The 14,296-nt window shown below is 46.1% G+C and carries 10 protein-coding genes; 2 read left to right on the forward strand and 8 right to left on the reverse strand.

Annotation, left to right across the window (positions count from 1 at the left end; genetic code table 11):
- Window positions 1-134: 134 nt before the first annotated feature.
- From CAP50_RS01470 to CAP50_RS01505, 8 genes are all read right to left on the reverse strand, one after another.
- Window positions 135-3,866 carry a hypothetical protein gene (locus tag CAP50_RS01470; RefSeq protein WP_100748779.1) on the reverse strand — a complete coding sequence of 1,244 codons (3,732 nt, stop codon included), beginning with the start codon at window positions 3,864-3,866 and terminating at the stop codon, window positions 135-137.
- A 55-nt stretch (window positions 3,867-3,921) separates the two neighbouring features.
- Entirely contained in the window at window positions 3,922-4,116 is a 195-nt protein-coding gene (locus CAP50_RS01475) for a hypothetical protein (protein ID WP_100748780.1), read from the reverse strand.
- 28 nt (window positions 4,117-4,144) lie between these two features.
- Window positions 4,145-4,975 (reverse strand): N-acetylmuramoyl-L-alanine amidase, encoded by an 831-nt coding sequence (locus CAP50_RS01480; RefSeq protein ID WP_241900594.1) that lies wholly within the window; start codon window positions 4,973-4,975, stop codon window positions 4,145-4,147.
- A 299-nt stretch (window positions 4,976-5,274) separates the two neighbouring features.
- Window positions 5,275-6,066, reverse strand: coding sequence for an MOSC domain-containing protein (locus CAP50_RS01485; RefSeq protein WP_100748782.1), 792 nt, complete (start codon window positions 6,064-6,066; stop codon window positions 5,275-5,277).
- Window positions 6,067-6,290: 224 nt separating this feature from the next.
- The gene (rsfS, locus tag CAP50_RS01490; RefSeq protein WP_100748783.1) at window positions 6,291-6,692 is read right to left on the reverse strand and encodes a ribosome silencing factor; all 402 of its coding nucleotides are present in this window, start codon (window positions 6,690-6,692) and stop codon (window positions 6,291-6,293) included.
- A gap of 233 nt (window positions 6,693-6,925) precedes the next feature.
- Window positions 6,926-7,834 (reverse strand): nicotinate-nicotinamide nucleotide adenylyltransferase, encoded by a 909-nt coding sequence (locus CAP50_RS01495; RefSeq protein ID WP_100748784.1) that lies wholly within the window; start codon window positions 7,832-7,834, stop codon window positions 6,926-6,928.
- A 205-nt stretch (window positions 7,835-8,039) separates the two neighbouring features.
- Window positions 8,040-10,187: a phosphate acetyltransferase gene (gene pta / locus CAP50_RS01500; RefSeq protein ID WP_100748785.1), complete on the reverse strand. Its 2,148-nt coding sequence runs from the start codon at window positions 10,185-10,187 to the stop codon at window positions 8,040-8,042.
- Window positions 10,188-10,340: 153 nt separating this feature from the next.
- Entirely contained in the window at window positions 10,341-11,573 is a 1,233-nt protein-coding gene (locus tag CAP50_RS01505; RefSeq protein ID WP_100748786.1) for an acetate/propionate family kinase, read from the reverse strand.
- Window positions 11,574-12,312: 739 nt separating this feature from the next.
- Between CAP50_RS01505 and lptM the strand changes: the two genes are divergently transcribed.
- The gene (gene lptM, locus CAP50_RS01510; RefSeq protein WP_241900595.1) at window positions 12,313-12,627 is read left to right on the forward strand and encodes an LPS translocon maturation chaperone LptM; all 315 of its coding nucleotides are present in this window, start codon (window positions 12,313-12,315) and stop codon (window positions 12,625-12,627) included.
- A gap of 269 nt (window positions 12,628-12,896) precedes the next feature.
- A complete protein-coding gene (gene lysA, locus CAP50_RS01515; protein ID WP_172953036.1) occupies window positions 12,897-14,255 on the forward strand; it encodes a diaminopimelate decarboxylase in 1,359 nt (452 codons plus the stop codon).
- The last annotated feature ends 41 nt before the right edge of the window (window positions 14,256-14,296 follow it).

A 14,296-nucleotide genomic window follows, 5' to 3' on the forward strand; every position in this document is an offset into this window, starting at 1 on the left:
AGGGCGGGGGCTAAGGCGAGAGACGTTCCAACATTCGAGCGATCACCTCTAGTCAAGTCCTCGCAGCCCAGTGATCAACCAAGTATATCCGCTACAATCAGGGCTAAAACGCGCCGCCAGACAACTATTAATAGTTAACGGAGATTTTCAGACATCAGTTTATCTTGATTATCCCAGTATTTAGCTTCACTTTCGTATGAGCGAGCTATATCTTCAAACATTTGAGATACATGAGAATGTGAGATAACCCAAGGCTTAGCATACTGTTTATACTTGTCCGCTAAAGCCCTTTCTTGCTTCCCTCCTTTATCCCTCATATGAGCACCTCTTTGGTTGACAGTACCTAAATAAAACCCTCGTCTTAGATCTTCAGCATCAAATAGATCTAAAACATCTGCAACTATCGTCAATATACTTTTGCCATCATCTTCACGCGGTGAGTGAGACAGTATTTGACCAAGTACTCTATCGCAAGCGTCTAAAATTCCAATTTTTTGACTTTGATTTCTAACCTCTTTAATAAAAGCTTTGAAAGTAGCTTCGTCAAGCTCCATTTCTTTATTAATGCTCGGTAAAACCTTACATTCATCAAGTATTTTGTAGTTATGAAAAGCTGTGGATTTATCTTGTTCAGACCGACTCTCATCCTTTAAATAAAATGATTGAAGTAGCTGCATAAAGAAACTTGAATCATTCATTATATTTCTATAAAGAGTTTTTAGCCTGATCGCTTCATCGTACCCAAACAATGAAAACAGATGATACTCTATATACACCAATCTTGACTCGTCTAAACCATTTTGCTCTTCAAGATATTCGATCATCTCTTTGATTGTGTGACTGTCAAAATTTTGATATTGATCCTCAGGGTTGTTAATAAAAAGCTCTAAAGTTTGTAGAAGCTGTTCGACTGGTAAGACTGTAAAATTCAAGTTAATAGCATTTAATAAAGCTACTGGACGTTGTCTTTCTATAAGCTTTCCGACACAGTATTCCTTATCTTGTATGTCGCCTATCCAAGCTAAATAACCACTAAACCTATCCCAGTATTCATCTTCAAGATTATATAATTTTGCTGTATCCCATACATCTTTATTAAGTGGTAAGTTTAAAAGCAAACTAACTTTATCTTCATCATTCAATATAGAAGATAAATTTGATTCATCCATAATTAATTTAAAGTTTGCGATAGCTTTTGAGCTTCCCTCAGACCATACGATACTATTTAGAATACTAAGATCATATAAATCGATATTTCGAATTAATAAATCTATAATGTCTTTAGGTAGTAAAATTTTGGAATGAATAATTGCAGCTGAGCAGAGTCTTTTACTCTCTGATTTAGCCAATAGTTCAAATATTGCTTCTTCCCCATGATTTTCATAAATTGCTGTGATTGCCTCAACCCTTTTTTGATCGCCTATTTTTTGGCGCTCTTTGTAATCATAATCATTAGAAGTCCCTTTAAAAAAGCTATCAGCTCGGTCAGTGAATAGCCATAAGCAATTATTAACTATAGACTTGGGTTTAAATAATTCAATATAGTGATCAAGCTGCTGATCTACTTCCTCATATTTCAAAAAGGTTCTAGGGTTGCGATTTTTGAACTGTCTCAATTTATTTTGGAAACGTATACGAACATCGTCTTCTATCTCTGACTTGGCCAACTCATCAAGCAGTTTAAGTACTTTTTGCCATAAGTCAAAACTATCAAGTAAGTACAACTCAAGAATTTTATAAATTCTATCCGGATTCAGGTTTGCTAAGTCTACTAATTTTTCGTTAGCGTATTCGATAGCTTTGTACCTATCAAATTCTAATACGATATGCCCAGCATTATCATCTCTATAAATGGGTTGGGCATTAGGGATTGCATGATCACCCCTCAAGTCTCTTTGTCTTAAAAGTATTTCAAAGCCAGTTTCTTCGTCAAGCGTGATTATCTGATTCAATAGTTCTATGCGTTGTTCTACCGTCGTATTAGTCTGTGGAAACCACGGTCTAAAGAAAGAATAAAGAGTGTTGAACGGACTATTAGTCCAGTTTGAAGGAACTATGAATTTATCTAATTCGATTAAAATTTTGCATACACGAGTGATATATCTAGGATTCCAAGCTAAAACTTCAAATGCCCACAATAGGTTGTTGAAGTAACGCTGACCAGTCATGACGTCACTACTACTTTCTGTAAATAAAGTTTGAATTAAAGGATTTTCTCTTCGAAGGTCTTTTTCGATTGAACCCAAAAACTCTTCTGGACTCGCTTCTGCAAAGCTTCTAAAGTAAGGCTCTAGTGTCAACCAGTTTTCTCTACTACCACTTGATAAAATTTCTTTTATTAAGCGATTGATTCTAAATTGAAAGCTAGTAGAACTTAGTTCAATAAAATCATCTCCTATTACAGCTAATTTAACTAATGAGTTAGCAATACCTTCAAGTAATACTTCCGAATAAGGGAACTGCTTACCAATGACATTAGCCATATAACGTTGACTGACATCTAGTTCAAGTTTTGGATGCTGTCTTGAAAATAATTCTAGTAAATTATCAAAGTAACGCTCGACTAACTCACTGCTAATAGCATTACTAACAAAAGGTAATACTTCTACAGGAGATTTTATCTTCCATACCTGATTAATTTTAATGACAGGCGTATCATCAACAGAAGCTAACTGTAAAAGCTCAGATTCGATATTTTTATATTCAGTTTTTGCAATAGAAGACACAAATGCCTTATCATTTGCATTGTTTCCATCCCATGAGCCAATTAAGGACAATAAACTAAGAGCTAGAGAGTTATCTTTTGACCAGTCAGGCTTGGATATAGCTGAATTGATAGCTTTAAGTCTTCTATAAACTGTCCACGACCTACCTGCTTGATGTGATAAGCGTTTTGCATCGCTTTCTTCTTCCCCTAAAGCTACTAAAGCTTTCTCAAACTCTGAATAACTGGCTCGTTCTAGAATAATATTTTTCTCATCAATAGGTTTGTTACCTAATGACTGAGGTGATATTAGTGTTAAGTCGTTTTTAAAACTAGGTTGTTTAGATATTTCAGGTGATGCACAAATTACGATTTTAACTTCTGGGTTATTTTGAACGTACTGCCAACCTTGTTCATCAGTAATTACTAAAGAGTTTAAGAGAAGCTTGTTATTATTCGTTACGGCAACGATAGCACTTATCACAGACTCTTCAATACTGTCAGAGTACACACTAATAACTGAATAATTATCCTTAGTAAAATTATCAGTAAACTCTTTATCCAGTGACTCGAAAGAGCTTTCCCTTCCCGATATCAGCGCTTCTTTAGTTATAGCTGGTTTACATTGATTTGCCCAATCATTAAAATAAGCTTCTGCGCTCTTAACGCCATAGCCGCCAATTCCTAGTATCTCTGCAATATACACAGCATTTGAAGGTTGACTATCAATCCATTCTTCCAAATCAGTGGCATCGTATGCTCTAACCTCTTTCCAGCCGCCTTTATTTTTATTATCAGTAATCCACTTTTCTTTATTCTTCCAACGTCGAGGAGTAATAAAAATATAGATGTTCTCAGCTTTGAAGTCTTCTGAACTATCTTCTGTTCTTTTTATAAAATCGCTATTTGCTTTGCTACCTACGGAGCTATCTGTACCTATTTCCCAAACTGATTCCCCAGCAGGAACCCAAGCACTGCCATTTATTGAAACAAGTGTACCATCCCACGATGGCATGAAAGTAGAGTCGCCAGCAGGGAACGATGTTGTCTTTGTATCTTGTGCATCAAAGCAGAGCCGCCTTATTATTTGAGGTAGCTCTTGTTGCGCCAATTTATTATTATTTTCTACCCAGCTAATTATATTTGATGCGGATACTTTCAATTGAAATCCTTAAGTTTTGAGAGTTAATAGTTCATTAAATCTATATTTCACAGACTTACTTTTTAACTTCTTGTTGAGCCTCAGCGATCAACTCATGAATTCTAGCGCTTTCTCTTAGCACACAAGCCTCATAAGCCGACAGCTGCTCAGGCTCTTGTTCTTTTTGCTTTTCTTGCTCCTGTTCTTGTTTGGCTTTTTCTTCTAGGTATCTCTGTAGCTCGTCTTGTTCGTCGTATTGTGAGTTAGTCATGGTTTATATCTCCTAATATTTTTATCGCTTAATAAAAGTCATCACGACCAGCATACTTTTTATTTAATGCCCTTAAGATAGCATAAGTCTCCAAATCCATCTCGCCCGTTGGTCGCTGCGGGCGAAAATGTAGCTGAAAGGCATAGACTACATCTCGGCTGGCTTTATCCCATTCGTCACTGTTATTAATGCGATAGCCATATTCGCGCAGTTCTTGCTTAATCTCAGGTATCGTCGCTGCGGCAAAGGTGTCTGGATGCATAAAGAACTGCTTATCAAACTCATCATACCAAGCGCCAACGCCGTACTCTTTATATAGTCGCTGCCAAGGGAACTTGGCACCGGGGTCGATTTTACGGGACGGTGCTATATCAGCATGGCCGACGATGTTTTTCGGCGGGATGTCATAACGCTTAGCAATATCTTGCACCAGCTCGGCGACTTTTTTAATCTGTAATTCATCAAATGCGACATAGTGCTCGTACGGATGATAGTCGAGCGCGCCATTGTTTAGAGTATTGCGATATTGAGGCTTGATGCCTGCATTGACAATCTCGATGCCGATGGAGGTATCGTTAAGTATCGTCCTACCGGCAAACCCGCTGTCGCCTGCATGCCAAGCGCGCTCGCTCTCATCTACCAAGCTATAAACCTTGTCGTCATCCCTATCCAAAATCAGATAGTGGGCGCTGACTTGACCGGTGGTCAGGGTTTTTATCGAGCGCTCATTGTCTGAGACGGTGTAGTGCAGGACGATGGTTTTGATGCGCTGGCTTTTTCCCGTGGCTTGATAGCTGGTGCTATCAATGACATAACGCGGCGTCGATGTTGCCACGCAGCCGCTGAATGGCAGGATCATGCACAGAGCCCATGCGAAAGGTTTTACCATGTTTGGCCTATTTGAAAGTTTTTGCTTTTACAATAAGGATGTACTCTTAAAAATGTAATCTAAGGCGTGGCCTCAATCCAATCGACTGTCATTTAACACAGTCAGCTAAACGGCTTAAAAACGATGAAAAATGGCTAAATCTGGCCAAGTGCTGTCAAACGGCAATTTGTCTCATTTTTATCCCTATTTTCAAATGAGGGCACGCCCTAGTATAAGGCTTTTGCGTATTTATTTTTTCAACCATTATGATTGGTATTGCTATCCGTTTTTTAGGTCGATGGGCGATCAGTGTTGTGGGTCTTGATGCTATCTTGTCGTATTTTTTTGGCCAAAACGGTCTTCCAGCTGTCCTCCAAGCACTCAATCGCCAACCACGGCTCGATCACCTTGGCATCATACTTTTCTTTTGAATTGGACAGCTGCCATAGCGTCTGGAGCGCCGCAAAGGGATAAGGGCGCTCGATCAGATAGACAGGCAAACCTGCATCGACCATCCCATCGCGCACCACCTGAAAGTACCAGCCAGCGATGCCTTGTTTGCTTACCCATGCCGCGATGTTGGGCACTTTAGTAAACTGGCCGATTTGGTCGTTTATTTTGTAGCAAGGACGGCGTGGCTGGACGATACGCAGCTGGAGGCTGGCAGCATTCTCTATTTCACCATATTGAAAAACATCACCGATACAGACGCTAGACTCTTCCATTTCAGGCAGGTCATTTACTGCTTCAGTGATTAGGTTTTCGCCGAGTGTGCCGACCCGCACGTTCAGATCAAACGCTGCATTGATCTTGGTATAAGTGGCGCGCGGTAGCTGGTGCACCGCTTTTAGCGGGCCGCCATGATGCTTACGATCGGCTTGTTCGTCTGTGGTCAAGCCCATAAAGTCAACGGCGACAGGGGCGCTAATCGGTGCTTTGTCAATCGCGCTCATGGCTTCGCGGGCGAATGGCATGGCTTTGCCTGCGCGTACCTCTATCAGGGTCGCGATATGCAGCGGTAACGGGTGATTAAAATCTGTATGAACGTTTGGGGTAGCGGTGTTGGCAATGGCAGTACTCATGGCGTGTCCTAGCAGATGATTATCTGGAGATAAAATGGTTTTATCATGACATCATAGTAGCGCAAACGCGGCGCAGTTGCAGTCTTGTTGATCAAAACCCAAAAAAAAAGACCAGACGGGTTCGCTGATCTTTTTTGTATCACTTGCATTAGCCTATATAAGGCAGTCGGCTAATATCAGTCGATATATAGGCGTCTGTAGAAAAGACAGCTGGTGGCCGTAGATTAATTGCGGCGACCGGCTTTCTTTTCGCGCGGGGTAGCGACCAGCTCAGCTAGGCTCTCAGGCGATGACCACAGACCCTCTAGGTCATAAAACTCGCGGGCTTGCGGGGTCATCATATGCACGACGACAGCCCCTAAGTCGATCAAGGTCCAATCCGAGTCGTTACCGCCTTCACGGCCAAGTGGCATAAAGCCCGCTTGCTTGACTTCGGCTCCGACGCTGTCAGCCATCGCGCGGACATGGCGCTTTGAGGTACCGTTTGCGATGACGATACGCTCCATGACATCGGTTAGGCTCTCTACATTCATCACGGTGATGTTTTTTGCTTTCATGTCATCGAGGGCGCTTTCTACAATGGCTAAGCATTCTTTTAAACGGTCGTCAGTCATGGTATTGGTCATAAATTTTCATCTCTTAAGTCGTAAATATATAAAATAAAATGTTAAAGCATCCGTCTGCCTAGGACGACATTGTCAAAGTGACCATTATGCCAAAGTGACATTATGTCAAAGTGACATTATGTCAAAGTGGCTATTAAGCCAGTAATCCAACCATTCGCCAAAACATCAGTCAGCGTATCAGCGGTCAAGTCCTAGAGAGGCGAGCGTGGCAAAATAACAAAGATAAGGCGATTTTAACGGAATTGCGCCGCAGAATATAGCTGATGGGCGATAATATAATGATAAACAGCAGGATTTAACCATTTAGCGAGTGGATCGGGCGGGTTCATAATAGCATTGATAGCGGATGCTGCAGTCATTTGCTCGTCTATAACTGGCTTGGTATGGTTGCCAGCCGCGCTATCAGGTGCCGCTTCGCTATCACCACGGGGCTGCTGCTGTAGCGTTTGCCGTATCTGCGTGCTGGAGATGGCTGCTACTTGCCGCATGTCTATATAAATGCGGCCAGACGCTGGGTTTTTCAAGACCGCCTGATCGATCGTAGGGTCTGTAGGCGTTTGAATAAAAGAAGGCTGAGAGATAGGCTGGGTCAATGCCGCTGGCGAGTCGGTGACTGCCGTCTGCAAAGGTGTGGGCAGCCAATATTGTAGCGCTAGTCTAGTGTTACCCATATCAGGGACTGACATACTATCGCGATAAAAGACCCACAGATGTACATAATCGGTCAGCTGTAGACCATCTTGCCATTTATTCAAACTGCGGGCGCTGTCCATACCCATGATAAATATCAAGCTGTCGGCAGGATAACGCTGGCGCAAAGTGCGCACGCTATCGATGGTATAGACAGGCGGCGGCTGCCAAATCTCAAGCTCATCTATGTATAGTGGCGTGCCTTGTATCGCCAGCTTTAGCATGGCCAAACGATGCTTAGGGTCGCTACTTTGGCGCTTGAAGGGCGAGCGGGCATTGGGCAACAACGACACATAAAGCGCGCGCTGCTGCGCTTGGGCAAGTGGTAGCAGGCTTTGATAGACTGCCATCGCCATCTGTACATGCCCGCGATGGACAGGGTCAAACGAGCCGCCAAGATAGGCGCGAATGGCAGGTGCAGGTTGCGCAGGTTGCAGGGCGGTGTTTGACATAGATAAACGAATAAAAAGCGGATAAAAATGTAGTGGCTCAAAGACGTGAGATGAACTATAGCATCATTGTGAGAGTGTGGCAGCAGATGTCATGAAAAGCGCACTATATTTGCTTAAATCTCACTAATAAAAAACCGACCATCAGTATGACAGTCGGTTAAATAACAGAAAAACAAAAGACAGTACTACGCGAGCCAAGCGGTGATTAAATCAAGTCGCTATAGGCTTGGATGGCGGTCAGGGCGATGGTATAGATGATATCATCGACCAGTGCGCCGCGAGATAAGTCATTTACCGGCTTGTTGAGGCCTTGTAGCATGGGGCCGACGCTGACCACATTGGCACTACGCTGTACGGCCTTATAAGTGGTGTTGCCCGTGTTGAGGTCTGGGAAGATAAAGACATTGGCTTGACCTGCGACAGGAGAGTCGGGCGCTTTTTGTTTACCGACACTCATCACAGAGGCGGCATCATACTGTAGCGGGCCATCGACTTTTAGCTCAGGTGCTCGCTCGCGGACGATTTGGGTGGCACGTGTGACTTTTTCCACATCCGCGCCGCTCCCTGATGAGCCAGTAGAGTAGCTGATCATGGCAACTTTTGGGTCGATACCGAAGGCGGCGGCCGACTGCGCTGACTGAATGGCAATCTCGGCGAGCTCTTCGGCATTTGGATCTGGGTTGATGGCGCAGTCACCATAGACTACTACTTGCTCAGGCAATAGCATAAAGAACACTGACGATACTAAGGAGTATTGCGGTGCGGTTTTGATGAGCTGAAAGGCAGGGCGCACGGTGTTTGCCGTGGTATGAATAGCACCAGATACCAAGCCGTCGACTTCGTCTAGCTGTAGCATGATCGTTCCTAAATAGACCGTGTCTTTTAGGTATTCGGCGGCCACTTCTGCACTGGTCTTGCCTTTGCGCCGCTCGACGACAGCAGCGATATATTTGCTCATATCAAGGCTATCGGGATCGATGATTTCAAGGCCATCAGGAATGGTCAGATCGCGGTTTTTGGCCACTTGCTCGACATCGGCGCGCTTGGCGAGCAGCACACAGTTGGCGATACCGCGGCTTTGACAGATGCAGGCTGCTTCGACCGTACGCGGCTCCGCGCCTTCTGGTAGGACGATGCGTTTTTTGGCATGTTGGGCTTTTTTGACTACTTGATGACGAAACGCAGAAGGCGACAGGCGCGGCTCATGGTTTTGGCTAAAGTACGTCTTAATCCAGCTCAAATCTAGGTGCGCGGCCACATAACGCGCCACTTCATCAGCGCGCTCGGTGTCGTCACTTGGAATCTCAGAGCTCATATGTACAAGACTTTGTACCGTCTCGTAGCTGTCGGACTCGACACTCATGACCGGGATGCCCGTTTTGAGCGCCGACTGCCATAGCTCAGCGACGGTGGCACTTGGCTCGACGCCGCCTGTCAATACCAGTCCTGCCAGCGGGATACCATTGATACAGGCCAAGCCTGCGGCCAATAGCAAATCATCGCGATCGCCTGGTACGACGATCAGGGTGCCGCGTTTAAACACCTCGTCGACACGTGACACCGAGCGTGCGGTGAGGCTAATGCGGGTGATGCGGCGCGATTTGGCTTCGCCGACATTGAGCCACTTGGCATCGAGCTCGGTGGCGATATCCCACGTGCGTGGCACAGACAGCGAGTCACTAAACGGCACCACCCCGATTAGGCGAAATGCATCGGTGTTAAAAGTAGGGGAGAGGCGCTGTACCTCTTGCATAAAGGTGTCATCTAAGCTGACGATGGCCTCGCCTGGTGCGACGGGCTGCGTCTCAAAGGTGTTTGGCACGTCGTGTACGCGCATCAAAATCACCCCAAGGGTACGGGCGTTGACGATACCGCCGAACTCGCGCGCGTGAACATCGATTTTATCTGCCAAATGCGCCGGATTTTTGGTGTCGGCCGTGCTGACAAAGATGATTTTGGCATCGAGTGCGTGTGCGATGGCGCGGTTGATTTGTGAGGCATAAGAGGTTTCTGTGGTCGGCACCAGACCTTCACAGATGACCACGTCATGATTGTCGCCAATCGTATGATAATTGACCACCACTTCTTCCATCAAATCGTCTAGGTTGTCATCACCCAGCATACGCTCAACGCGCTGACGGCTGATCGATTTTGGTGGATTGAGACCAAAAGCATGCATGGTCAAAGCGCTGGTACTGTCCAAGCTATGCTGCTTATCAAAGGTATCATCTTGCAAAAACGGCTTCATAAAGCCGGCTTTGATACCGTTATAATCAAAAGCGCGAATCAGGCCGAGCGCCGCTGATGTCACACCGATACCACGACTAATGGGAACAAGTAAAATGGTTTGCATAGTGTATCCTACGGTTTATTGTATTTTTAAAGCGTGTTCATCCTTGCCAGAATGAGTCAGATAGATGCCGCGCTTTTTGATAGCGATCATCAAAGGCACGGACAAAAACGCTGACAAACCCATCCTAACGATGGATCTGTCAGCAGACAGAACCTAGGTGAGGCTCAAGGCTTCACGGGTTTCTTGAGCGATGCGGCATTCTTCGTCCGTTGGGACGACCCAAAGCTCCAGATGGCTGTCCTCTGCGTGGAAACTGCCTTCGCTACCGCCAAACAGCCCTGCGTTTTTGTTGGCATCGACCTTGATACCAAAATGACGCATCACTTCTAAGATACGAGTACGCGTGGTGACCGAGTTTTCACCGATACCACCGGTAAAGACGATACCCGTCAGCTCAGGCAGCGCACAGCTTAAGCTGGCCAGATACTTACCCACGCGGTAGCAGAACATCTCGATAGCCAGTTTGGCATCTTGGTGGCCTTCGTTGGCCGCTTCTTCGACTGTACGCAGGTCGTTCGATAGCCCTGAGATACCCAGTAGGCCACTTTCGTTATTGAGCATCGCATCGATGTCTTCTAAGCTCATATCGAGCTGGCGCTTTAGGTGCATGTGCAAGCTTGGGTCGACATCGCCACTACGGGTGCCCATCATCAAGCCCTCAAGCGGGGTCAGCCCCATGCTGGTATCCAGACTCTTGCCATCATAGACGGCGGTCGCCGAGCAGCCGTTGCCCAGATGCGCGGTCAGCCAGCCATGCGGGCCTTTTGTTTGAGTGATTTCACTGGCGCGCTCTGAGACATAGGCATGAGAGGTGCCATGAAAGCCATAGCGGCGGATTTTATGATCTTCGTAGAGGGCTTTTGGTACTGGGTAGCGAAATGCCACCGGCGGCATGGTTTGGTGAAAGGCGGTATCAAAAACCACCACCTGCGGAATCTCCGGGTAGATGGCTTGTACCGCTTCGATGCCCAAAGCGTGAGCTGGGTTGTGTAGCGGGGCCAATATTTTTAGGCGTTTGACTTCGTCTAAGACATGCTTGTCGACACGTACCGCTTCTGAGTACTCGCGGCCACCATGGACCACGCGGTGTCCGACAGCGATAAAGTGATATTGCTCTAATAACTCAAGGATTTTTTGTAAGGCCAGTTTGTGCCGGCCGCCTGGGATAGAGATTTCTAGCTTATCGCCATTGATAGTGGTGTGTTTGATACGGGCGGTGTCAAGGCCTAAGTTTTCGGCCAGTCCAGTGATACGGATAGAGTTGTCTTCGCTGATGAGGGCGTACTTGATAGAAGAAGAACCGCAGTTGAGGACTAAGGTAGGGTTGGTTAGGGTGGATGTTTCTGCGTTTTGGTCGTAAAAATTGGGATTTAGGCTGTCGCTCATACTCTCTCTATCCTTAGATGATTTTTGTTAAATGGTGACTCAGTAAATGAGTCGCGGGGTAATACACAAAAACCAGCGATATCCAAGCTGACATAGGTCAAGCAAGCATATGGCTGATTTGAGGTATCCTTGGCTGTCACGGTCGATCAGTGTGTGTTGAGTTGCCCGCTAGCACCCAAACACAGTCGCAAGGTCCGTCTATAATGTAACACATTTTTGTGGCTATACCATGATAACTATCAGGGTTAAAGCCATAAATCGTTGCTTGGCAAATACAACTGTACACCGAGTGTAGTCAATGTCTATCGAGCGTTAACACAAAAAATAGCAGCCAATAAAAATTGTAAGAAAGTTTGTCTAAATCAGGATAATGCGCTTTTTTGTGCTCAAAAACTGTCCGTTTGTCCGCCAATAAAACGATGAGGAATTTATTACCCTATCATATTCAGTATAAGGGGCGCTTTATGTCATAATGCGATTACCCAATCCGCCCATGGACGCTTTTTTGGCGGACTCATTCGCTTATTTATAGTCGATTCTAAATAAAACAGATACACTATATTTCGACGCGGAACTGGTATAAATTTTTTTGGCGTGCTGTGCCTGCGCAGACAGATGCGGCGCAAAATTCATCCCAGTCGCACTGTATCAGTTTTTATACTGAGCTCACTATATGTTGTTATATACACCATACTGTTATATACACCGTTATCGGTCATTCACATAGGTCATCCACGCTATGCTTTTTACTCGCCGCTCGACCCATCTCCAGAACGCGACCAGCGCAGTCGCCCATCGCCGCGCCGGCCTTACTTCTATGAAGCCAGTATTTATCGTGAGTGCCGTATCACTGCTGGCTTTGTCAGGCTGCGGGCAAAAGGGCGGCCTGTATCTGGTAGATGATAGCAACCAAACGGTGCAGCAAAGCACAGAGACGCTCGGCAGTACCAGCCATCCGCAAGATGCCGCCTTTGCTGGTATTGATGATGATAAGTATCAGCCGCGTGATGACTGGCAGCTACCAGCGCCCAGTACCGATCCCAACGACTACTAAGGCAAATGACCAAACTAGTAAGTTATGAATTCACTAATTCACTAATTCACTAAGCAACTAGCAACTAGCAATTAAGCATCGCAGGGTAGCCGCTCTTAGGGTGAGCCAGCTTGTGAGCTTGATTGTCTCGGTGTCCACACTGTTATGGCCGTGTTTGGGAGTCGTTTATATGCTAGCCATACAATATTTGATAGGGCTGTTGCCGCGCTAGTCGTGCATTTTTGTCCTTGCCATCTTCTTAACACCTTGATCAATGTAGAGATATTTATATGAGTCATTCTGAGCAAAAAATCGGCGAATCCGTCACTACCCATACCGCACAAGGGCTGTATATTGACCCGCAGGCGCTAACCGCTCATCTGCCTGCGCTGGATTATCGCGATGGCGCACTGCATATGGAGCAGGTCAATATCGATGAGGTGGTCAATCATTACGGCACGCCATGCTATGTATACTCCAAACAAGCAATATTGGACGTTTATCACGCCTATAGCAAAAGCTTTGCCAGCGTAGAGCATCAGATATGCTACGCCGTAAAAGCCAACTCAAACCTTGCGGTGCTAGGGGTGCTGGCACAGGCGGGCGCTGGGTTTGATATCGTCTCACGCGGCGAGCTGATGCGCGTACTGGCAGCAGGTGGTAGGGCTGATCGCGTGGTATTCTCAGGCGTCGGCAAAACCTATGGCGATATTGAGTATGCCCTCACCCAAGGTATCGGCTGCTTTAACATCGAGTCTATCAGCGAGCTTGCGTTGATCAACGAGGTAGCAAAGACGCTGGATAAGACAGCGCCGATCTCGCTACGTGTCAATCCAGACGTCGATGCCAAGACCCATCCGTATATCTCAACGGGCCTAAAAGACAATAAGTTTGGTGTCGCGCACCAAGAAGCGCTAGCGCTCTATCAGCAAGCCGCGACTTTGTCGCATATCGAGATTGTCGGTATTGATTGTCATATTGGCTCGCAGCTGACAGAAGTGGCGCCTTTTGTGGCGGCATTAGATAAAGTCATTGAGCTGATACAGGGCTTACGTGATAACGGTATTGAGCTGCGCCATATCGATTTGGGCGGCGGCCTCGGCGTCCGCTATATCGACGAGATGCCAGTATCTATCGAGGACTTTGCGCAAGCGTTACTGCCTAAGCTGAGTCAGCTGGGATTGACAGTGTTTTTTGAGCCGGGCCGTAGCATCGTAGCCAATGCAGGCGTGCTGTTGACCCGCGTCGATGTCCTCAAGCCGACAGCGCACAAAAACTTTGCCATCGTCGATGCGGCAATGAATGATTTGATTCGTCCAGCGCTCTATCAGGCTGAAATGGCAGTGATACCAACTGTGCTGCCAAGCGCTGGTATCGAGACGCCTGATACCCAAGCGTGGGATATCGTCGGCGCTATCTGTGAGACGGGCGACTTTTTGGCAAAAGATCGTCTGCTATCCTTACAGACAGGCGATACGCTGGCCATCACAGGAGCGGGGGCTTATGGCTTTACCATGAGTAGTAACTACAACTCGCGCCCGCGCGCCAGTGAAGTCATGGTAGCGGACGGGCGTCATCAACTGATTCGCCCGCGCGAGACAGTCGAGGCGCTCTATGTAGATGAGCAGCTGTGGCAGGACGCGCCCTAGCCCGTATGGCCGAACTGATGACGATAATTGGGTATTTAACG

It is taken from the genome of Psychrobacter sp. L7, assembly GCF_002810365.1.
In the GTDB taxonomy this organism is placed as follows: domain Bacteria; phylum Pseudomonadota; class Gammaproteobacteria; order Pseudomonadales; family Moraxellaceae; genus Psychrobacter; species Psychrobacter celer.

Coding starts and splice junctions, on each gene's coding strand:
- CAP50_RS01495 (WP_100748784.1), bottom strand. CDS start 7,834: ATGTCAAACACCGCCCTGCAACCTGCGCAACCTGCACCTGCCATTCGC.
- CAP50_RS01485 (WP_100748782.1), bottom strand. CDS start 6,066: ATGAGTACTGCCATTGCCAACACCGCTACCCCAAACGTTCATACAGAT.
- CAP50_RS01475 (WP_100748780.1), bottom strand. CDS start 4,116: ATGACTAACTCACAATACGACGAACAAGACGAGCTACAGAGATACCTA.
- lysA (WP_172953036.1), top strand. CDS start 12,897: ATGAGTCATTCTGAGCAAAAAATCGGCGAATCCGTCACTACCCATACC.
- rsfS (WP_100748783.1), bottom strand. CDS start 6,692: ATGACCAATACCATGACTGACGACCGTTTAAAAGAATGCTTAGCCATT.
- lptM (WP_241900595.1), top strand. CDS start 12,313: ATGCTTTTTACTCGCCGCTCGACCCATCTCCAGAACGCGACCAGCGCA.
- CAP50_RS01505 (WP_100748786.1), bottom strand. CDS start 11,573: ATGAGCGACAGCCTAAATCCCAATTTTTACGACCAAAACGCAGAAACA.
- CAP50_RS01480 (WP_241900594.1), bottom strand. CDS start 4,975: ATGATCCTGCCATTCAGCGGCTGCGTGGCAACATCGACGCCGCGTTAT.
- pta (WP_100748785.1), bottom strand. CDS start 10,187: ATGCAAACCATTTTACTTGTTCCCATTAGTCGTGGTATCGGTGTGACA.